The sequence below is a fragment of the Spirosoma spitsbergense DSM 19989 genome, assembly GCF_000374085.1.
In the GTDB taxonomy this organism is placed as follows: Bacteria; Bacteroidota; Bacteroidia; order Cytophagales; family Spirosomataceae; genus Spirosoma; species Spirosoma spitsbergense.
In genome coordinates this window covers 1-19,125 of the sequence record NZ_KB893397.1, presented here as the reverse complement: position 1 = coordinate 19,125, position 19,125 = coordinate 1, and the positions used below count along the sequence as shown (strand labels likewise).

General features: G+C 44.2%; 16 protein-coding genes. 3 read left to right on the top strand and 13 right to left on the bottom strand.

The window, feature by feature from the left end:
* Window positions 1-66 precede the first annotated feature (66 nt).
* The 5 genes from B157_RS0103055 to B157_RS0103035 form a co-directional block, all read right to left on the bottom strand.
* On the bottom strand, window positions 67-507 hold the full coding sequence (locus B157_RS0103055; RefSeq protein WP_020601910.1) for an alpha/beta hydrolase-fold protein: 441 nt from the start codon (window positions 505-507) through the stop codon (window positions 67-69).
* A 127-nt stretch (window positions 508-634) separates the two neighbouring features.
* Window positions 635-2,023, bottom strand: a complete 1,389-nt coding sequence (locus B157_RS0103050) for a S41 family peptidase (protein ID WP_425423185.1) — start codon at window positions 2,021-2,023, stop codon at window positions 635-637.
* A 593-nt stretch (window positions 2,024-2,616) separates the two neighbouring features.
* Window positions 2,617-3,738 carry a hypothetical protein gene (locus tag B157_RS0103045; RefSeq protein ID WP_020601908.1) on the bottom strand — a complete coding sequence of 374 codons (1,122 nt, stop codon included), beginning with the start codon at window positions 3,736-3,738 and terminating at the stop codon, window positions 2,617-2,619.
* A gap of 105 nt (window positions 3,739-3,843) precedes the next feature.
* The gene (locus tag B157_RS0103040; RefSeq protein WP_020601907.1) at window positions 3,844-4,437 is read right to left on the bottom strand and encodes a hypothetical protein; all 594 of its coding nucleotides are present in this window, start codon (window positions 4,435-4,437) and stop codon (window positions 3,844-3,846) included.
* A gap of 237 nt (window positions 4,438-4,674) precedes the next feature.
* Window positions 4,675-5,352: a recombinase family protein gene (locus B157_RS0103035; RefSeq protein ID WP_020601906.1), complete on the bottom strand. Its 678-nt coding sequence runs from the start codon at window positions 5,350-5,352 to the stop codon at window positions 4,675-4,677.
* Window positions 5,353-5,470: 118 nt separating this feature from the next.
* Between B157_RS0103035 and B157_RS0103030 the strand changes: the two genes are divergently transcribed.
* The gene (locus B157_RS0103030; RefSeq protein ID WP_020601905.1) at window positions 5,471-5,674 is read left to right on the top strand and encodes a hypothetical protein; all 204 of its coding nucleotides are present in this window, start codon (window positions 5,471-5,473) and stop codon (window positions 5,672-5,674) included.
* 4 nt (window positions 5,675-5,678) lie between these two features.
* Entirely contained in the window at window positions 5,679-6,386 is a 708-nt protein-coding gene (locus B157_RS0103025) for a recombinase family protein (protein WP_020601904.1), read from the top strand.
* Between the two features lie 108 nt (window positions 6,387-6,494).
* Here the strand turns inward: B157_RS0103025 and B157_RS0103020 are convergent, their stop codons facing one another.
* The 8 genes from B157_RS0103020 to B157_RS34270 form a co-directional block, all read right to left on the bottom strand.
* Window positions 6,495-7,583 carry an HNH endonuclease domain-containing protein gene (locus B157_RS0103020; RefSeq protein ID WP_026308445.1) on the bottom strand — a complete coding sequence of 363 codons (1,089 nt, stop codon included), beginning with the start codon at window positions 7,581-7,583 and terminating at the stop codon, window positions 6,495-6,497.
* A gap of 215 nt (window positions 7,584-7,798) precedes the next feature.
* Window positions 7,799-8,041, bottom strand: coding sequence for a TraR/DksA family transcriptional regulator (locus tag B157_RS40375; RefSeq protein WP_084761748.1), 243 nt, complete (start codon window positions 8,039-8,041; stop codon window positions 7,799-7,801).
* Window positions 8,042-8,714: 673 nt separating this feature from the next.
* Complete coding sequence (locus B157_RS0103015) at window positions 8,715-10,724, bottom strand: ATP-binding protein (protein ID WP_020601902.1); 2,010 nt, start codon at window positions 10,722-10,724, stop codon at window positions 8,715-8,717.
* Between the two features lie 355 nt (window positions 10,725-11,079).
* A complete protein-coding gene (locus tag B157_RS36650; protein ID WP_020601901.1) occupies window positions 11,080-11,541 on the bottom strand; it encodes a tail fiber domain-containing protein in 462 nt (153 codons plus the stop codon).
* Window positions 11,542-11,711: 170 nt separating this feature from the next.
* Complete coding sequence (locus tag B157_RS34275; RefSeq protein ID WP_020601900.1) at window positions 11,712-11,909, bottom strand: hypothetical protein; 198 nt, start codon at window positions 11,907-11,909, stop codon at window positions 11,712-11,714.
* Window positions 11,910-12,204: 295 nt separating this feature from the next.
* Window positions 12,205-13,950, bottom strand: a complete 1,746-nt coding sequence (locus B157_RS0103005; protein ID WP_020601899.1) for a RagB/SusD family nutrient uptake outer membrane protein — start codon at window positions 13,948-13,950, stop codon at window positions 12,205-12,207.
* A gap of 47 nt (window positions 13,951-13,997) precedes the next feature.
* A complete protein-coding gene (locus B157_RS0103000; protein WP_041951869.1) occupies window positions 13,998-17,084 on the bottom strand; it encodes a SusC/RagA family TonB-linked outer membrane protein in 3,087 nt (1,028 codons plus the stop codon).
* A gap of 744 nt (window positions 17,085-17,828) precedes the next feature.
* Window positions 17,829-18,254 (bottom strand): hypothetical protein, encoded by a 426-nt coding sequence (locus B157_RS34270; protein ID WP_020601897.1) that lies wholly within the window; start codon window positions 18,252-18,254, stop codon window positions 17,829-17,831.
* A gap of 300 nt (window positions 18,255-18,554) precedes the next feature.
* Between B157_RS34270 and B157_RS0102990 the strand changes: the two genes are divergently transcribed.
* Window positions 18,555-18,998, top strand: a complete 444-nt coding sequence (locus tag B157_RS0102990; RefSeq protein WP_020601896.1) for a helix-turn-helix domain-containing protein — start codon at window positions 18,555-18,557, stop codon at window positions 18,996-18,998.
* Window positions 18,999-19,125 lie beyond the last annotated feature (127 nt).

Sequence of the window (19,125 nt, the reverse complement as noted above, 5' to 3'; positions counted from 1 at the left end):
ACGTGAAGGCAAACTGCCTAAACCGATTCACAAAATTAGGGATGCCCAAAGCTGTAATGCGAGTACCTACGTAGCCATGCAACAAAGCCCTTCATCTTTTATAAATTTTAAAAAAAGGTTACCACCACCTGTTTTTGTTCCGCTGATTTGGTTTGTAGTCAGGGGAACAGGTGATAAGTCGTTAGTTCTTTCATCTTTATAATTTGCAATGCCAACAATAATCATTGGTGGGAAGTCGCCACTATTAATTAGAGAGTCAACAATACCTGCAACCATTCCAATATTTTCACCATCCATCATATATAATACTGGAAGTGGTGCCTCAGAAAAAATGTCTATTTGAGGTTTATATATAAAAAGTTTTCGCTTTTGGTTTAAAACTTTTGAATGAATAATTTTTGAGTTAACCATCTTTAATATTTTACTGTCAATTTTTTGTGCTCTTAAAGAATTTGACGAAAAAGAAAGATTAACGATTAGAAAAAGGATAATATGTTGAATTTTCATTTTATTAATTTTTTAAATTTTTAGTTTGTTGTCGTCGTGTTGCCGCCAACGAGCAAGACTTTGTGCAGGTTGGGAAATATTGTTCCGTCTGCCCAACTTGCACAAAACCCAATTTTAGCTGCCGTTTTTATAGCTTGTTTATTAGATTCCTCACAAAATTCATTTCAACGTCAACCTCATCTACACATTCCTTTGGCGTTGGAAAAATTTTATAGTCCACAAAATTTGTACGTGGTATGGTATATGGTTTAGCTGAACCACTTGCAACCAATGGCAACCATACTTTGATTTTACTATTGGGTAATACTAGATTAACAAAATATCCTCCACTTGCAACACCAGCATCAGCATCATATCCATTGTCCTCCCCAATTACTTTTATAAATCCACCTTCNTTTTGGATGAGTTTTTTTAGACGGAAGGCAAAAGTACAAGCTGCTGAGAAAGTAAGCCCATTTTGTAACAAGTAAACATTACCCCTAAAAGCATTAGGCATTAAAGGTTTTTCAATNATATCTTCAAGTAATAGTTCGGGTTTTATTTTAAACCTGTTGTNAGGCATCTTATCTACAACTGAATATGGATTTGTAAGAAATGCCTTGAAAAGTTTATTGTCTCGTTCCAAGTTGCCTGCTTCTTCTACATATCNCATTAGCGTAAATTTGTCACTTTTAAGATAAAGATTTGCATTGCTACTATCTTTGGGTACTGCCCTAAAATAACTTGTTATGTATTGTTCTACGTCATCGTCTCCTCCACCATTTCCTCTTATATCCACAATAAGATTTTCGATATTTTCTTTTTTAATTTTGGTGAATATTTCGTTTAGCTGTTTTTTATACTTACTTCCAAGATCTCCACTTGTGAAGGTAGCTATTTTCAAGTACCCCGTTCTTTTATTCAAATCAACTATTTTATATTCCAATTTAGGAGCATTGGGATTCCAATAATTGATGGCTCTACCCAATTGTATTTTGTAGTATTTTGCTATTGTGTCATTGGGTTCTGTTGCTACATTCAACTTTATCTTTTCTGTTTTTCCAAATGGTATAATTTTAAGGTCGTAGTTGCTGGCTGGATGAAGCCCTTTTAATAAATTAACAAAGCCCCAAAAGGTACCTAATTGTTGATAGCCAAAACTGGTATTTTTTCCATTTAAAAAGCAGTATTTTAAAAATTCATTTGAATATTCTTTTACCGACTTTCCATTTATTGAAATTATTTCGCTACCACTTGGAATGTTTTGATTGGGGCTACAATTAACCTTAATAATCAGTTTTTCGTCTGTGTACCTTAGAATAAACGGTAAAGTTTTAGACGGTAAAGTATTATTTTGATTCAATAATCCGTCAGGTAGATTAATTCCGTTATGACCTGCTTTTAGTGAGGCTAAACAAAATCTTAGTTTATTGGAAAACGTAAAAATATTGTCATTATCCGTAAGCGAATTGTAAACACTATCACATAATTCATTGAAACGTAATGGTGTAATAAACCAGTCAGTTCCAACTTGCATTTCGTCAATGCCAGTTCTGAAGACTTTAAAATCTTCCTGTTGTTGTGATAATGAAATTGTGCTTTGAGACTTTACTTCTTTTAGTCCAAAAAAGAACGCACCAATTAGAAGTGTAATTTTTAAAATGTTCATTTTTTTAAAATTTGGATTGTTTTCACAAAATTAGCTTTGTGTTAATTTTCGTGGGTATCAAATTATATTTTTGGGGTGTCAAATTATGATATGACACGAATTTTTTTTGGGTCTCTCCAAAAATGGTAGCTAACTACAAAATTGGCGTAAGGTGGTTTCGAGATAGTTGGGGGGGGGGGCACATTCGTACGAAATGTTCCATCGGGCCAATTCCGAAGAGTAAAACAACTCGAATAGCTATAATGGATAGCTTACTTTGATTCCTTTACTGGGTTTATTGCCTCAATAGGGGCTTGTAAACTCATCATTTACCGAGCCGATAGGTGGTAAAGCAAACGAACGTTTCCTTTACCATTTTGGTAATGCACACATTATTAGACAATTAAGTCCATGACAATTATTTCATGGAACATTCCGTACGAATGTTGGCGACTCCCCTACTTTTTTAGATATATGACAATCTATCTATGTAGTCGAGCGAGTTGCATATCCAATGTGTCACCATAGAGAATTCCTTTGAGTCGCATCGTTTCAGCAGTACGATTACTTATGGTAGCCCGTAAGGTATCATCAGAATAGAAAGCCACTTGCAGTTTATTATCCAGACTATCGAACTTATAGCTACCTCCTAAGCATTCACTGGGGTCAAACCGGTATGGGTTTGGACTGAAGACGCATTCTTCATACCCTGCAAAATAGATTCGGCTCCAAGACTTCCTATCCGTTAGCCAAGCCGTAGCCGGTTGGGCTCGACCGTTGCGCATCAGTTTTTCCACCGTCCAGGTGCCTTTGAGTGTTTGGTCATTGGAGCGCATACTAATTCCCACTTTAAGCCCGACAAAGGCCAACGCAATTGGTAGTATACGTGTGCCGTGCTTGATCCAGCTTCGCCCTAAGGGAATACTAGGAAGATGATCGATTACGTCCCAGAAGATAAGTTTGAGTCTTTTCCCATACAACAACAAGAGAAATACCAGGGATAGTGAATAAATGACCGAGTTAAAAAAGGCTCCAATAGCAATGTTATAGAATACATTAATCAGGACGATGTTGACCATCACTGGTAAAAGGATCGTCGCTCCTAGTAAGGTTGTCCTGCGATAGAGCAGTAGGATAGACCCCCCAATTTGAAAAAGTCCAATAATAACTGCCAATGGATACGAGTACCCAAAATAGTACCAGGTTAGCCCCATTCCCTTAATCGCGCCTAAAGGCATATCAAGGTCGTAATCAGCAGTTTCAAACTGCGTTTTTAAAATTTTGGCAAAGCCATAGCTAGAGATTGATAAAGCCAGCCAGTAACGAATAATACCTTGCAACCAGGCATGCTGCAAAACACTATGAATACTATTAGTCTTTTCGCGTCGATGCCATATCCAGACGTAGATTAGGCTACCGAGTAAGGTCACCCCAACCATACCAATTAATACATACTTAAAATACTGACCGTATTTCTCGAAAAATGAGATAGGCATCAGCAATAAGGGAAACAGCAGGAGATTCAGCAAAGCCATGGCCGCCAGAACCGATTCACAAAATTTAAAAAACCAAGAAGTACGGCTATCCGGAGGGACTTGTGCCATGATCGGTACCGAGTTGAAAAAAGTTGTATAATCTGACTTATGTAAAGTAATACAATTCGTAAGACAAAATGAACGTCTGTCTTACAGGTGTAAGACAGACGTTTTTTAGAATTTAATTGCGTTTTCTAGCTGATCCGCTTCCTGGCGTAAATACGCCCTGATTTCCTGATCGTCTTCTACTAACAGCTGTTGATGAATGGTCAGGTACCGGGCTTGACGGGTTATAAAGGGCTCACTAGCCATAAACTCCTCCAGCCAATGGCTGAAATCTATTAACTCCGCTTGCTGGTGGGAATAGGTGAAATACGCCGTGAAACCAGCCTGAGCCATATTTGACCATTCATATTTTTGGAGTGGTTGAATGGGATGGCCAAAGAACTTATCCAGCACATACGTATTGGCACAGAAAGTTTGCCATATTTTTACTTTTGCCTCGGCAAATTTGCCCGACTTAAAGAGCAGCACCGCCCATTCAAACAGGAAATCCGGAAAGCCAATATCATCGGGAAATACTTTGGCGAACCAGCGGGTATAGGCTAATCCCCCTTTGTAATCGGCCAGCTGGAGATAATAACGGGTAGGCAAATAACGCAGTCCCCGGGAGTCATCATAGCCACCAAACGTCCGTTTTTCGGTGGCCAAGGCCCGTTTTATATCGGCTATTTTTTTGATGAGCCGCTGGCTCTGTTTGGGCGTCATGGGTCGGAATAGTGGTTGGCTAAAACACCGACGAATATAGTGTCTTAGCCGTAAATAAGTCAAGCAATCACCGGGTTGATTAGCGGGGAAAAAGCAACGCTCAACAAGAGTACCTATCTTGGAAAAATCATACTAAACTGGCTCAGTTATTCGTGCTAAAAATTTGGATACTACTTCCTCGGATCCTGGTTAAATACAATTAGATGTTTTAACGAATTCGTCTCCGCCAATTCCCAATTAGTTGAAAAGTGCCATAATTCGTTGCACCTGCACGGCCTGAAATTGCTTCCCTCGACGGGTGCGGAAAACATGCTCATTTAACGTAGCCGCAATACTACTCCAGCTCACTCCCGCCCCGCGCAGCGACCGGGCAAAGGCAGCCGCCCGACGATTGTTCTCATCTTCGCGGGCATTTAGCTGCCGAACGGCCAGTCCCTTTTGCACCGCCTGGACCGTTAAATTTTCTGGTTTACCCAATACATAACCAGCCCGTTTCTTTTCGGCCAGTGCTTTGCGGGTACGATCGCCAATGACTTCCCGTTCGTGCTGAGCCATCGTAGCCATCACCCCGATGGTGAGCGTATTGGCCTGGGGCATATCGGCACAGACAAACTCGGCCCCCGAATCCCTTAATGTAAAAATAAATGCCACGTTCCGGGTGAGTCGGTCAAGCTTGGCAATCAGGAGCACGGCTCCTTTCTCTTTGCAAAGTGCAATGGCTTTGAGCAGCTCAGGTCGGTTGTTCTTTTTGCCCGACTCAATGTCAGTGAACTCGGCGACAATTTCTCCCTTGTTATGGATATAGGCACTGACACTGGTGCGCTGCGCGGAGAGCCCGAGGCCACTGGCTCCCTGGCGCTGGGTCGACACGCGAAAGTAGGCGACGTACTTTTTGTAACTGAACGGGTGTTCCATGGCACAAATGGGGGGTTATTTGATAAAGGTAGGGTTATTTTACATTTTCTAAACGTCCGTTCAAGCCTTGTAAAGTGAATAAGAAATTATATTTTTGGGCAGACAAAGCAATGAGATTATGGTATATCATGTAGTTCAGTTTCTCACACCCGTTCAGGGGGAGTGGGTTTCAGTCAAAGAATTTGACAACTCTACCGGGGCACTTTTACCCCTGTCCGACTCTGCCGAGCAATTGAGCCTGGAAGAAGCCGAAACCCGCTTAATGGAGCTCTCCAAGAAATACCCATTTCTCACTTTTCGGATTAATAAGGTAATTCTGTAAGCGAATGGCGAAGAAACCAACCTCTGCCGTAACCAGTATAGGCCTCACCAAATATATAGCCTATTACCGGGTATCCACTAAAGCACAAGGGACTTCGGGGTTGGGATTGGAAGCCCAACGCACGGCTGTGACCGGATTTATTAAGGGTGTTATCCTAGCCGAGTATACCGAAATTGAATCCGGTAAAAACAACCAGCGCGGTCAACTGGCAGCAGCCATTGAGCGGGCCAAGAAAGAGGACGCTATTCTCGTCATTGCTAAACTGGACCGCTTGAGCCGGAATGCGTCCTTTATTTTTACCTTGAGGGATTCGGGGGTTAATTTCCAATGCGTCGATATGCCCGATGCCAATACACTCACCATTGGCATATTTGCTTCACTGGCTCAACATGAGCGGGAATTGATCAGCGCTCGCACCCGATCGGCTTTAGCCGCTAAGATTGCCCAGGGGGCTAAACTGGGGAAACCGGAGAACCTAACGGCCCATGGTCAGCAGAAAGGCGGGGAAACTACCCGGCGTAATGCGGTAGCCAACCCGGCAAACCGGCGGGCCTTATCTGTTGCCGACATGATGTATAAGGCCGGCAAGAATTATTCTCAAATTGCCGACCACCTCAACCAGACCGGCTTTCATACCGTACGGGGTTGTGCTTTTCAGGCCACTCAGGTCATGCGCTTACTGAAGCGACAACAACAGACAGCCAAGGACTGACATCTAGGTAGTAGTGCTAATTACAGCACGGAGGTTAGTAGAGAACCCTCGTGCGACAAGGAAGGGGAGTGGCTAGGATGATTAAGTTGGCGATTCGCTAATCAGTGATTATATCTTAAAAGGATAGGGGAAACCTAGGTTTTGGGCCGTCTGAACATGGGGTATAATCTGGCGCTCCAACCGTTCCCTGAACCAGTCAAATGGCTGATCTCGTAAAGAATCCAGACTTTGGGCAAAGAACAGGTGGTAATCTTCCAGTAGCTTATGGTTGCCGTTGATTGCATGAAACTGGAAACCCTGGTACTGAAGCCAGGCATAGGCATTGAAGTATAAATCTATCGACGGTAGCCAGTCATTTTTCCGGGAATTAACCGCTTTGGGCGTTGGAATGATATTCCAAAGTTGATCGTGAGCCACATATGACCAGGGCAGAAAATGGTCTAAGCTTAGGTTCGCTTGGTTGATAAGCTGACGGGAATAAATACAAGTCAAATTTGGATTGGCTACTAAATAGGTTTTCCAGAATTTGCTTGCGGTGGTTAATATCCGAACTCCAGGTCTTTCCAGTTTTTCCGTCAAACCAATGACATTTGGATTATGCTTTTGCAGAAACCGAACCAGATGCCATTGTGTGTAGCCCCGTAGTATAGCCTGATGCTGGTTCAGGTAAGTGAACCAATCCTGGGTCAATTCGATGTCATCGCCAATAAAGCGGTAGGGTGCTTTTGAAGACTGATTGGCTAGTTCAACAAGTCGGACATTGACTTGATAATCGGGTATCGCCCGTATTTCCTGCGCGAAGAAGGGTCTGATAAAGCGATAGGGTACAAAACGTAATAAGTTGCCAACTTTACCATACAGGGTTATCAAATCGCTTTCGGACAGACCGCTTCTTAGCTGATCAACTAAACCTGGGGCCATTGGGCCGTTATCAATTGCCATTCGATCGGATACGAAATCGGCGATCAACTTAAAACTATCCTGCCTACCAAACGACAATTTGAAATAATCGAGCGGGTACCATACGCTAGCGATCATGCGTATCGATAGATCACGCATGGCTATTCGTGTCCGACCGTTTTCACGCAGACTGTCCAGTATCGCTAGCAACCAGTAAAATTTATAGGAGTTGGTTGTGTCTGAAAAGACGGATGCCAGTTTAGCTATATCTATGCGCTCGTCTTCAGGAAGTAGCATACCTTTTGATTCATTCAACGAAAATAAGGCATTGTGGCTAAAATCAATCTGGCTCTTGTGGGTACGATTCGGGAAGCGCACCCATAGGGCTAATACCAGATAACCTTTCTTATACCAAGTCAATAAAAAAGGCTAACTCGTGGAGGAGTCAGCCAGCAGTAAGAGTAGTAAGCAAAGTTGAAGGCAGCAAACCTACCGGTTTCGAATCAAGGAAACTAGGTCCGTTTCTCGCGCTTCATATAGGAAGAGGCACCCATGCCTCGTCGGGCTCCCATTTTATGCAGCTGTTGGGCATCAGCTTGTGATACGATTTGTAGAGCAGAATATTCAGTTTTACCGGTAATCAAGGGGAAACCGGCTACTCGCTGAGCAGCTGAACAATGGACACAGGTTTTGGCCGTTGGCAGAGCCTTCAGCCGAGCTTGGGGAATCAAATTACCGCACTTAATACAGTACATAGAATGGGTATCTGGTAGCTACTAATATAACCCTTAATAAAGCTGGATAGTGCCCTGATCGGTGTAATAAAACAAGTTATTTCTTATATTTAAGATTCTGACTTTCAGTTATTTAATTCCCATCTTTCAATTAATTAGCTAGGCTGGCATAGGCTAATAATCTAGCTAGTCTACGTTCCGAAAAGAGAGCTATTTAGTACTAAAAAAACTTGTATAGCTCGCTTATGAATAGCCGATTCATCTTAGCCAAACTACGAGTAAATACCCGTCAGCCGAACTCTAGTTTGTCTAAACTATATAGCCCGAAATGGGTTACCGTGACTAAACATAACCTGATAATGAGCCCGAACAAACCAACCCCTACTCAGCCCACTCCGTTAACTCCTCTACAACCTGCCAAGCCCCCTAGACCCAAACGTCCCCGCATAAAAAAGACTTCATAAAGCCTACATGGGCCAATACAGATAGTTCTGCAGAAAGGGACGGGGCCGCTCGTGCGGACAATTAGTCATTTGGGCTAAAAATAATTCTCACAAACTCAGCTAAAATGTGAGATTCTGATTTTGTTTAGTGAGATGACAATTTGAGACCGAGGCTCGAACAGAATGACGTTGGTGGGTCAACCAATGTCCGTGTATCAAGAATGGGGCGTTTAAAGAGATAGTACTCTCGCTTAACTCATAGCAGGTAATTGAATCACAAACGTACTGCCTTCGCCTTCCTGGCTCTCTACTGTCAGGCTTCCGCCGTGTCCCTTGGTGATAATATCATAACTCAAACTTAATCCCAACCCCGTTCCTTCCCCGGTAGGCTTGGTGGTAAAGAAGGGCTGGAAGATCTTGGCTCTGACCGCATCATGTATGCCTGTACCGTTGTCGTGGACACGAATCTCGGTTTGCCCGTTGACTTGCCTGGTGCTGACTGAAACGGTCGGTTGATAGTCTGAGGGGGCTTGTTTTTGTTTTTCGTTTACGGCATAAAAGGCGTTGTTGTACAGATTCATCAACACCCGCCCAACCTCCTGGGGAACCACCTCGATGCGCCCCAAGTCAGTTCCGAAAACCGTCTTTAAATCCGCGTTGAAGTCTTTATCCTTTGCGCGAAGCCCATGGTAGGCAATTTTGAGGTATTCATCGGCCAGGGCGTTGAGGTCGGTGGGGCGTTTCTCACCCGTGCCGGTTCGGGAGTGTTCGAGCATACCCTTGACGATGGCGGAGGCCCGGCTGCCGTGGTGGGTAATCTTTTGGAGGTTCTGCTTTAAATCGACTAGCAGTTCGGCTTCCAGGTCAGTGTCGCGGTCGGGTTTTTGCTGTTCCTCTTCGAGTTCGGTGACCAACTCGGCACTCACTTCCGAGAAGTTATTGACGAAGTTGAGTGGGTTCTGAATCTCGTGGGCGATGCCTGCCGTTAGCTCTCCCAGGCTGGCCATTTTCTCTTTTTGAATGAGTTGGGTCTGGGTGGCCCGTAGCTCAGCGAGGGATTGTTCGGCTTTGGTACGCTGCTCGTGGATTTCGTCGCGCTGGCGTTGGAGCAGGGCATTGGCCCGTTGTTTCTGCCGGTTGTTGCGGTATAGCACCAGGGCGATGGCTCCCAGGACGGCTAACAGCCCGATGAAGATGTATGTGCGGACGCTGCTTTGGTACTCTGCTTTGGCAGCTTCGATTTCCTGAGCCTGTTGTTTTTCGTCAAACGTCAGCGACAGTAACTGTTTCATTTTGTCCTGACTGTACAGACTATCCTTGGCGGCCACGGCGATTTCATAATACCGTAGGGCTTCTGTATCGTTTTTGCCTTTGTACAGTTCAGTCAGGAATTGGCTGCTTTTCAAAATGCCTTTGGCATAACCACTTTTTTGGCCATTGACTAAGGAAAGCTTGGCGTAGTGAAGGGCAGAGTCTTTCTGCGCAGTCTTCTGATAAAATGTTGCCAGTCGGTAATAGGCCTCATTCAGCCGTGTATAGAAATTTTCTTTACTTAATACGCCAATGCTTTGCTGATAAAAGGAATAGGCTTGCTCCGTGTTGTTTTTGGCCAGGGCTACATCCCCTAACAGATAAAGATTACGGCCAAACAAGCCTGGATCTCTAATTTTAGCTAATGGCAACGCCTGATTTAGAGACACACTTGCCGAACCCAATTGCTTCAATTGATAAAAACACTCCCCAATGTTGGCAAGCATAGTGGGCTTCAAACCCGGATCGGGTTTATCTATGGTTTTATACAAGGCATAACCTTCCTGTAGTTTCACTAAGCCTTTTTGCCATTCGCCCTGTAGCATATACGAGTGCGCGGTATTGTTTAAGACAACGGCTACCCTACCGGGGGCTTTTAACTTTATATAAAGCTGTTTGGCTTGATTGAGCATTTTTAAGGCTTTAGCGTAATCGCCCAACTGGACAAATGCGGTGGACATGACAAGGAGTGCCTGTGCTTGCCCTGCTGGATAGTTGAGCCTTTGGGCAAGCTCATAGGCTTGCTGTGATAACAGGTAGGTCGTATCGGGTTTAGTGGCCCAATATCCAAAGCCTAAGGCGTTGAGTACGTTTACCCGCGTGGTGTCATTGGCCGTAACCGGCAAGGCGTTGAGTTTTTTCAACAGGCTGTCTCGTACAGCAATTGATTGTGCCTGGGCGGCACTAATCGTCAGTCCATAAAGTATGCAAATCAGTACAAGTCGGGGCATGGATTTGGTTGTAAGAGGAAGGAGAAAGCCAAGGTAGTCAATTATAGTCCGGTAAGCTGAAGTAACAATTTGTGTGTTAGGTAAGTCCGGCACCTTCGGCGTAATTGATCACTCTTTCAAACCCGGGGGAGTAGCCGGATCTTACCCGCACGACAGTTTTTCTTACCAGAGCTTGATCCGCTGGTCGGAAGTCTTATCCATTTTCTCACCCGGTTGCACTGCTGAATCTCAGAAAAGGCTCCCACTTGAGACGAAGGCGACCTATTTCATTTTTCATTCGCGCGAAGAGACATTAAGTATTCATTCTGGTTTTTGACTAGACTTTCCAGTAGCCAACGGATCGATTAAAACGGGCTTATTTTGACTTAGAAGGCGTATCGGATGGAGAGGCGGTTGAATTGGGGCTTTGCCCCTGCCGCTCGTTGAGTCTGGCCTCCAGGGCTTCCAGACGAGATTCATACGTTGCCATCTTGTTTAATTGGTCTTCCGTTTGCTGCTTTTCTTTTTCCAACGCTGCCAGCCGGGTTTTTAATCGCTCATTCTCCCCGATTAGGGCTTGTACCCCCGCAAAGGTGACGCCCGCAAAATCATGACTGTAAATCAGCGTGTCGCAGCCTACCTGGCCCAGATCATCCTGACCAAAAGCCGCGTAAAAGTCTTGTGCCATGGGTCCGTAGTGACGAATCAGGTGCTGACCTTTGTAATTCCAAGTGGTCAGCTTCATGGCACCAATCTTACACAGGAGCGCCGAATGATCGATGGGGTGCGTTTGCCGTTTCGTACAAAATCCGTCACCTGGACTGTAAACATTATACAATACCTTGATTATTAAACGATTAAAACCGGAAAATCAGTTTTATAAAGCGCAAACTAGAAGTGTCAGCAGACCTACTTTCTGNCCCCGTTTTTCGAATAAATACGAGTATCCAAATGGCTAATCGCCTGTGATTCAAAGGGAAATATTTTTTGAATCACAGGCGGAAAAGCTTAATTATCTATTCGAGAGCCAGTCAAATCGGTCAAGTGACGGATTTTGTACGAAACGGCAAACGCACCCTTATCGTCATAGATGGTGCCCAACGTATCTCTCAATTGCATGTAGCGATTACCTTGTGGAAAAGCGGCCCGGGCAACGCGGACGGTTTGCCGAGGAATACTAAGCATGAGTTGGGACTGCAAGGACATAGCGAAAGAGGCTTAGATGAAACTGAAGATAGTCTTTTTAGGCCTCAAAAGCTGAATTCGCCAACAGTATCTAAATTGACGCTGAACCAGCATCTCCGTAATACACAGATGCTACAGGGAAGTCGTGGCGAATTGTGTTAGTTCGGACGATCTACCCTAGGTATGCCAACTAGCATATAATGTTTTTATAGGATGGGTTTCGACTGTGGTAAACTCTTAGTAAATGAATAGGTATTGAAAAAAGATACGGCAAGAAAATCTATTTCTTGCCGTATCTACTTAGCCCTATTTTGGTTTAATAGCCTAAGTTTTGCACTAAAAATCCTTTTTCGCTAGAGGCACCGTCGATCGCTTTTTGAGGGATCGGGAACAATCTTTTGTGCACATCAGTATCGGTCTTACCGGTCCATCTTCCTTCGTATTTGCCGAACCGTATTTGATAATTGCGTCTCAGCCCTTCCCAGTACAATTCAAATCCCGTTTCGCGGTACAACACATCCAAATTAATAGTAGTCAACGCTGGTGGAGTTTGTGCAGGGCGGGCGGTTCGGGAAGTTCTTAACGTATTGACATCCGCCAAAGCTCCGGCATTGTCGCCATTTCTCAACTTCGCCTCCGCCCGCATCAAATACATCTCTCCCAGCCGCATCAAGACCTCATCAACACTACCGTAGGAACAACAATTGGGACCTGTATGGCTAAACTGATACTTTGAAAATCGGTATCCTGTGTTGTGTAAACTACCAGCATCAGTAAAGTCCACATTGAGCGTGTGGTTAACATAGACCTTATTTGCGTCACTATCATTTAATTTGATAACGGGATATATCCTTACCTTTCCATCGACGCACGTCAAAATATTACCTCCAGCATCTTTTCTTGGACCCCAGATAACACCGCGAAGAAATCCTCTGTTAATTTCAAAACTTTTAGCGTCTACACAATAGTAATGGTTTGCGTCATTTGCCGGGGTTACCCCGGTGAGATCTTTAAGGTTATCCGGTATAACTGTATTTTCCTGATAAAAGCGGGCATCTGCCTTAGCAGGATCTACAGGGGCGTATGCATCAACCCAGGTCTGAATAAAGTCGGGGGTAGCGGCTACGGCATCGGTTCCCCTGGTGTTTGGGAATTCTGGCCTCGGAATTAGAGCACCGGATATTGGCCAATAGGACCATCTAACCGCCTCGGTTTCAAGTACACCTCTTTGATCGAGTGCAAAAATCAGTTCAGGGTTGGTATGGTTAGCATCGTTGAACAGTTCGAAGTATTCGGCAGACAATGAATGAGCCCCGGAGATAATACTGTTTGTATACTGGATAACCTTGTCCATATCCTCCTTCTTAAAGTTAGGCGTGCCATAAGGATCACGGTAAACGGCGGCATTTAAGTATAGTCGAGCCAGCAAGGCACTCGCGGCGTCTTTGTTAAACCTACCCGGGCCGATGTCATTAGTCAAAACATTCACAACCGACAAAAGCTCACCTTCAATATAATCGATTGCCTCTTGTCCCCTCAGGATTACGGAAACCTGATCCGAACTCTCTTTCTTGAAAACAAGCCCCCAATTGTCGAGTGCCAACATATTGAGGTATGCCTTCATGGTTATCATTTCATTTAGCGCACCCGCAGCAGTAGCATTGCCCTTTTTAGCTTCTGGTCTTAATCTTTCCTCGGCAACTACTGCCCTCGATAGACACAACGTTATATAGGTCCAGGAATCTCCCACCAGCGAATTACTGGCGGTCATCAGGTGCTGGTGAACCGCTATGAACTTGCCTCCATCATACCAGTCGGTACCGCCACGGTAGGGAAGGATGGCCTCATCGGAGGCAATCTCCTGAAGGCCGAAATTAACAGTATGTAGCCATACCTGACGAAGTAGACCATACACGGGGGCTATCGATCCGCTGACAACTTCTGCCTGGCCGGTGCCAGTCAGCGACTCGTCCAGAATATCTTCATCCAGTTTGGTGCAACCGAAAAAGGTGAGTAAAAATATAACGGTCGTCAGAGCGCTATTAAATCTAATATTTTTCATCTGATTTGTTTTTGGTAAGTGTTACGAAGCGAACCTTTCGTTTTTCTCTAGAATGTTGCAGTAAGGCTAATCAGGACTGTCCTTGCCTTAGGATAGGTAAAATAGTCGATCCCAAAGGTTTGAATTCCCCCTAACGTCGATCCTGTATTGATCTCAGGGTCAAAGCCGGAATATTTTGTTACCACGAACAGGTTTTGACCGGTTACCGACAAACGGATGTTCCGGAATACATTGGCTAATCCAATCTTACTGGCCGATAGGTTGTAGCCCAGCGTTGCGTTATTCAATCGCAGGAAAGACCCACTCTCCAAATAACGGGTGGATACGGTATTGGCGTTGGTCACCGACTCTTTGGGATACTGAACAGCAAAATCCGTTGTGTTGTTGGATTTAGACAATTGCGCCTTGGTGAACAGGGTCATAGCCGTATGGTTGTAGATTTTGTTTCCGGCTACGCCATTGAAGTTTATACCGAGGTCAAAACCTTTGTACTTAAAGTTCAGGTGATACGCATAGATGAACTTTGGAATGGCACTACCTACCACGCGACGGTCATTGTCCAAAGTGGCACCATCGCCATTCGCGTCCTTGAACTGATTGAGGTCATTGGCACCAATGCCATCAAATTGAAACATATAGAAGGCACCTATCGGCTCATTGTTGATATAGCCATTAATGGTCGCACCAGTTTGTCCGGAACCCTGGGCCGCTCCGGTGGTCAGCACGGAGTAGGGGGAGTCTTTTACCTTGTTTTGAATATAGGTTACGTTACCACCGATAGTATAGGAGAAGTCGGCACCTGCCTTACCGTTATAATCCAGCTCCAACTCGATACCATTGTTTTGGATCTTCATACCACGGATGTTGGTCCAGTAGGTAGCGGTAGGCTGAACCGGATCGGCTGGCGTAACTTCCAAGAGTATATTAGACGACTCCTTATTGAAATAATCCAACGTACCACTCAATCGGTTACCTAAAAATGCGAAATCAATGCCCGCATCTATTTGGGTAGATACCTCCCATTGCAGATTCGGATTCGCCAAACGGGTATACACTATTCCGTACGGATAACTTCCAATGGAAGTGGCATTGGGATCTAAGGGATACGTATTAAGACTTTGACCACCTGTTATTAATCGGCTTTCCGAATAGCTGGCTTTTGTAATCTTGGAGGGAATCTCCTGGTTACCCGTTTTACCCCAGCTGGCCCGCAACTTCAGGTTGTCGAAAGCCGAGTTGGCCATAAAAGCTTCCTTGCTGAGGTTCCATCCCAGGGCAACCGAGGGGAAATAGCCGTATTTGTTGTTCGTTCCAAACTTGGAGGATCCATCGGCACGAAGGGTTGCCGTAAACAAATATTTATCGGCGTAGGTATAATTCACTCTTCCGAAGAAGGATTGCAGTTCGTTCTTCACGGCAGACGAATTCATGGTGGTGGGATATACCGTTGAACTGGTTTGGTTCTGGTACTTGGGTTCAATATTGTTATTGGCAAAACCATTGGAGGTATACGTTCTGTTTTCCTCCAGAAAGCTTTGGTAGGAATGTCCCGCCAATACCGTAATGCCGTGAACATCCTGATGCCAGTTGTAGGTAAGCGTATTCTCTACCAGCTTATTTGTGTTTGTGCTAATGAGCGTGGATAGTGACCCATTTGAAATATTGGACTCATTAATAACCGACGGAAAGGGTTTGTACTGCTGGTCGCGGTTGGTAGCGGAATAGTCAACACCCAGGTTCAGCTTGTAAACAAGGCCGTTGAGTATTTCTATGGACGGTGAAATACTCGCCAAAATCCGGTTATTGACGGCCTGGTCACTGTAGATGTCATACCTTTTCAACGGATTTAAGGCATTGGTGGTTAATAAAGTGGGCTCACCGTTGGTATAGGCCGGAATCGTCGGATTCAGACTGAGCATGTCACTGATGGTGGAACCGATACTCGGGCGTAAATTTTCGGTATGAGAGGTCGTCAGATTGTAATCGATATTCAGCCGGCCGTTGAGTGCCTTTTGATTCATGTTGAGCTTCCCGGAGTAACGTTTCAGGTTGCTATTCTTCAAGATCCCGCCCTGATCCTGAATGCCTACCGATGCATAGTAGGAAAATTTATTACTGGTCGCTCCGCTGAGGGAGAAGTCAAGCTTTTTTGACACGCCTGTTTGAGACAATTGGTCTTGCCAATTGGTATTTCCCGCATAGTCGTTCAACGTTCCACCCGAGGCGGGTACCTGCTTGCGAAACTCGTCGGCGCTGAACACGCCTATCTTATTGGACAGGGAAGACCAGGCGGTGGACACGGAAAAATTCATTTCCGTTTTTCCGGATCTTCCTTTCCTCGTGGTTATGACCACCACGCCATTTGACGCTCTGGAACCATATACGGCGGTAGCACTGGCATCTTTCAGCACGTCAATGCTTTCAATATCGCTGGGGTTAAGAAAGTTCAGCGGATTGGTGTCAACGCCCTGAGAGGAATTGTCGATCAAAAAGCCATCGACCACATAAAGCGGCTGTGTGCCAGAACGCAGGCTCCCAATACCACGAATAATGACATTCTGAGCAGCACCGGGCTCACCGCTTGCACTCGTTACATTTACACCCGAAACTTTCCCTTGTAAAAGCTGCCCTGGATTTGTTACGACCCCCCGGTTAAAGTTTTCGCTCTTTAACGAACTAATTGCACCCGTTACGTCAGATTTTTTTTGGGTACCGTAGCCAACCACAACCACTTCATTCAGTTGCGAGAGATTTGGGTCTAATTGCACGACTATTGATAATTGCCCGTTCACTGAAACTTCCTTCGAGTTATAGCCTAGATAAGAAACTTCAAGAACGACATTGGCACCGGCATCAATAACAAATTTCCCATCAGCATCTGTTGTTGTACCATTTGTTGTTCCCTTAATCAAAACGTTTGCACCGGGTAACGGTGCTCCTGTTTCATCTGTAACCCTACCCGAAATGGGCTGGGCAACGGATAAAACAGTTAAAAGAGGGTTTTTCAGGTTAAAAAATACCTCTTTATCAGAATCCTTAGAAAACGCCTGGGATGGGTTAATGCTCAATCCAGCCCAGGATATCAAACATGCGGAAGCACAGATGAATCTCGATGATCGTAGTTTTAAATACATAAGTTCAAGTGTATGTTGGGGAAAATTTCTCGATTTTAACAGGCACACAAAAGTAGATTATGCTCAATGAAGTGCTGTTAAGAAAATGTTAGCTTTTCATCTCTGGATTACACGTAGAACGTGTTGGAGAATTATATTTGGGATGTTGGCTTGATTCGTTGCAACATCATCTGAATGTTAGCTAAAAGCAGCCAGCCAGTTGAAGAAGATAACATATACTCATGAAGCCTATTTGATCATCTCACCAAACGCCCCATTCAAGAAGCAGATACATGAACATTCCTTCGTCTCACATGGGAGCCTTATTTGAGAATTCGAAATTTTCCTAGCTTACCAACTACTACTCGAAAAGATTAACTCATTTGTCATTTTACAGCCAAGAAGGGGCGATTCTCTGCACATCCTTTTGAAAAATTGGTTGCCTTGAAAATGGTACTTTTCTTAGTCAAGTTGCATATGATGGATTATGTTAAGGGAAAATTCTAAGATTGAACGCTCTAGACAAGCCCTGAAAATAGGCCGGATTGTACGTTGCAAAGGAGCGAGGAGAGGTCCGTATTATGTTAATAAAATATGGGTAGATTGAGCTATCAATTGCGAGTAAAGGACCGCCAGAAACGACGTTTGAGTGAGCATAACGTTTGACTACAGAACAGGCCGTAGGACACGAAAAAGGGTCATTCCAAGTGGATTGACCCTTTCTTACTTTAACTTTTTACTTGATTATTGCTTCCGGCTCGCTCTTTATAAAACCGCTTCGCACTGGCCAGTAAATGACTCTATTGTAGTGTTTTTATCCCCTTTGCAATCTATGGATAACTCCTCAGGTGTGTCAATAGGACTGTAAGAAGGAGTAGCATACTCACAAACGTAATCAGACTCTCCTTCAGTTAAAATGTCCACCAATGCTTCCCAATGCCTACCCAGAAACCAGTGCAGATACCGCTTTGGCGTGCCTATCTTTTTAAAGTCTAAAACTAGTTGTTTGTTAATGGCCGGATGGGGTCTTTCAAGAGCAGTCTTTAATGCCTGGTAGATGGTATTCAATTCAGAGCGAGTATAGTCCTTCCCAAAAGGGCGCGGTATAATGTTGGGAAAAATGCGCTGGGTGGCAACAAGAGACTTAATATATTCCTTCAGCAGAGTGAGAGGACAGGAAGCTTGTGGCATAATGGGATCGTAGTCAATACAGACAACGTCCTACTAAAATCTTGCCAAGTAGCCACTAGTTAGGAAAGATACGACAAAAGAAGCCTCCTCCGTTACTTGGCTAGCAACGGGAAAAGCTTAAACTCTGGGTAGTTTTGCAGAATCGTACAAAAACCGTCACTTGCCATGAATTGTCAAGTGACGGTTTTTGTACGATTCTGCAAAACTACCCCTTATGAATAATCAATTACCTAAAATAGATGGCTTTGAGTGATGCAAATATGTTTTATCATTGCCCCACTACTGTAAACAAATGATACGATGAAACTCTACATTAAGTACATGGTTAGCCGTCGCTGTAAGATGCGGGTAGAAGAAGAATTAGATAAACTCAAGCTTCATCATGGATTAATAGACCTGGGTGAAGTGGAGATCAAAGAATCAATCACACCTGAACAGCTTAAACAATTACAACATGCTTTGTCCACATCAGGACTTGAATTAATGGATGACAAAAAAGCCGTATTAATTGAAAAGGTAAAAACGCTCATTATTGACATGGTGCATCATCTGGAGGATTTGCCCAAGATGAAAAATTCCGAGTACATCAGTAAGCAGTTAGACTATGATTACGCCTATATAGCCGCTATTTTCTCCGAAGTAAAAGGCACCACTATTGAGCAGTATATTATCGCTAACAAAATTGAACGGGTAAAAGAATTACTGTTGTATGATGAGTTCACTCTATCTGGATGTGCTCGCTGAACTGTGTCAGCGGGGTTTAGTCGAAGCGATGGGCTTGAATGCGTTCGTCAAAGATAATACTGAATTGGTTAATCAACTCCTTCCAGTTATAGGTTGTCGTCTCCCACTTGGTGTGTAGGTTTTGGAT

Bases quoted from the DNA above. Each gene is read 5' to 3' on its own strand.
- B157_RS40375 (WP_084761748.1), bottom strand. From the start codon at position 8,041: ATGTACTGTATTAAGTGCGGTAATTTGATTCCCCAAGCTCGGCTGAAG.
- B157_RS0103005 (WP_020601899.1), bottom strand. From the start codon at position 13,950: ATGAAAAATATTAGATTTAATAGCGCTCTGACGACCGTTATATTTTTA.
- B157_RS0103055 (WP_020601910.1), bottom strand. From the start codon at position 507: ATGAAAATTCAACATATTATCCTTTTTCTAATCGTTAATCTTTCTTTT.
- B157_RS0102990 (WP_020601896.1), top strand. From the start codon at position 18,555: ATGAAACTCTACATTAAGTACATGGTTAGCCGTCGCTGTAAGATGCGG.
- B157_RS0103030 (WP_020601905.1), top strand. From the start codon at position 5,471: ATGGTATATCATGTAGTTCAGTTTCTCACACCCGTTCAGGGGGAGTGG.
- B157_RS0103020 (WP_026308445.1), bottom strand. From the start codon at position 7,583: ATGCTACTTCCTGAAGACGAGCGCATAGATATAGCTAAACTGGCATCC.
- B157_RS34275 (WP_020601900.1), bottom strand. From the start codon at position 11,909: ATGTCCTTGCAGTCCCAACTCATGCTTAGTATTCCTCGGCAAACCGTC.
- B157_RS0103015 (WP_020601902.1), bottom strand. From the start codon at position 10,724: ATGCCCCGACTTGTACTGATTTGCATACTTTATGGACTGACGATTAGT.
- B157_RS0103045 (WP_020601908.1), bottom strand. From the start codon at position 3,738: ATGGCACAAGTCCCTCCGGATAGCCGTACTTCTTGGTTTTTTAAATTT.
- B157_RS0103000 (WP_041951869.1), bottom strand. From the start codon at position 17,084: ATGTATTTAAAACTACGATCATCGAGATTCATCTGTGCTTCCGCATGT.
- B157_RS0103025 (WP_020601904.1), top strand. From the start codon at position 5,679: ATGGCGAAGAAACCAACCTCTGCCGTAACCAGTATAGGCCTCACCAAA.
- B157_RS0103040 (WP_020601907.1), bottom strand. From the start codon at position 4,437: ATGACGCCCAAACAGAGCCAGCGGCTCATCAAAAAAATAGCCGATATA.
- B157_RS34270 (WP_020601897.1), bottom strand. From the start codon at position 18,254: ATGCCACAAGCTTCCTGTCCTCTCACTCTGCTGAAGGAATATATTAAG.
- B157_RS0103035 (WP_020601906.1), bottom strand. From the start codon at position 5,352: ATGGAACACCCGTTCAGTTACAAAAAGTACGTCGCCTACTTTCGCGTG.